We start from the raw sequence: 1,508 nt of genomic DNA, 5'->3' as shown, positions 1-1,508 counted from the left end.
GGAAAAACTTCCGATCCAAATACTGCTGGAACTTTTTCCTCCTTGATTTGCGTGATCAAGTCAGCCACGTCCTTCGCTGAGGGTTCGGCAAAATCCGAAGGTTGGATCGCGCCGATGATCGTCATGCCGTAACGGGGCGCAAAGTAAGCAAACGAGTCGTGATAGGTCAGCAGTTTGCGATTGTTCTCAGGAATGCTATTGATGGTCGCTTTGATAGCCTCATCCAACGCTTCAATGCGAGCTTTGAAAGCCTCATAATTCTTTTTGTAATAATCTGCGTTGGCAGGGTCACGACGAACCAAGGCGTCTTTGGCTATTTCAGCATAGCGCAAAGCATAGATCGGATTGGGCCACAAATGTGGGTTGGGGTGCCCTTCCTCTTTTGGGAATGAGAAATCAAAGGCATATTCTTCCGGGCTGATGGTTTGTTCACCCAGGATGACGATCTCTGCACCATCTTTCAAATTGGCTTTCGCAAGCTCCAAAGTTGGATCCTCGAGATTGAGTCCGTTGACAAAAATAACATCTGCGCCTGCCAATTTCCTGGCATCAGAGGGAGCAGGCTCGAATGTATGTGAGTTCACACCCTCCGGCACAATACCAGATAATGTAATATGCTCGCCTCCGATATTGTAAATAATATTGGTAATCGGAGAAACCGTGGCAACTACATTTAGCCTGCCATCTTGTGCAGCATTTCCTACTGGCGCACAACCGACTATTAATAATGCAAGAATAAAACTGAGGTAAACGATAGGCCCGGTTTTCATGTATGTCCTATAAAGTTTTTCCTTGACACTCCGGGCAGATACCGAAAAAAGTTACATGGCTATCGATGCTTCGGTATCTGCTGGTGGTTTCCAGCAAACGGTAAAGACTTTCGAGCAGGGTATGTTCTACTTCGATCTCAGCACCGCAATTTCTGCAAACGATATGATGATGTTCGATCCCGGCGATCTCGTAGGTCAAATGGCCATTCGAAGAGTACGAAGGACGTACCAAACCGTTATCTGACAGAAACTCAAGTGTGCGGTACACCGTCGGTTCAGTGAGGCCGGGCAATTCCTTGAGCGCTTTTTTATAAACCGCAGAGGGGGAAAGATGCTTCCCTTGATGGCGAAGAACGTGCAGAATCGCCATACGTTGAGGTGTCATTCTAAATCCGCGGGCACGGAGTTGAGGGGCATACTCAGAAGCGCAGGACATATCCATCCTTATTGCAAGTTTTTACAATAACAAACATATTCATATAGTATACGTAAGCCGCCTGCTTCTTACATTCATCCAAAAAATAAGCCAGCAGATTTCTGCTGGCATAAATAAGTAAAGGTGACTGTCATCTAATATTATGGCTCCCAAAAGAGTTGCATCAGGGCGTAAATGAACGGTTTTCCATTTACATAATCAATGCCCGCGGCCCAGGTTTTCCAGTCCATATTCCCATACTGTTCAGAACCGGCGTAGTAAATAGAATAAAAGTCTCCATCGTAAGGCCATCTCACCTCATA

At 46.0% G+C, this 1,508-nt stretch carries 2 protein-coding genes; both read right to left on the bottom strand.

The window, feature by feature from the left end; all coding sequences use genetic code 11:
- On the bottom strand, positions 1-770 hold a 770-nt coding region (locus tag AC14M5_RS04865; RefSeq protein WP_484028513.1), incomplete at its 3' end, for a metal ABC transporter substrate-binding protein.
- Positions 771-777: 7 nt separating this feature from the next.
- The gene (locus AC14M5_RS04860) at positions 778-1,155 is read right to left on the bottom strand and encodes a Fur family transcriptional regulator (RefSeq protein WP_484028512.1); all 378 of its coding nucleotides are present in this window, start codon (positions 1,153-1,155) and stop codon (positions 778-780) included.
- Between the last annotated feature and the right edge of the window lie 353 nt (positions 1,156-1,508).

This window comes from Candidatus Villigracilis sp. (genome assembly GCF_057083605.1).
Note: the sequence above shows the minus strand (reverse complement) of the source record. Positions and strands in the feature narration are given on the sequence as shown.

Coding starts and splice junctions, on each gene's coding strand:
- AC14M5_RS04860 (WP_484028512.1), bottom strand. CDS start 1,155: ATGACACCTCAACGTATGGCGATTCTGCACGTTCTTCGCCATCAAGGG.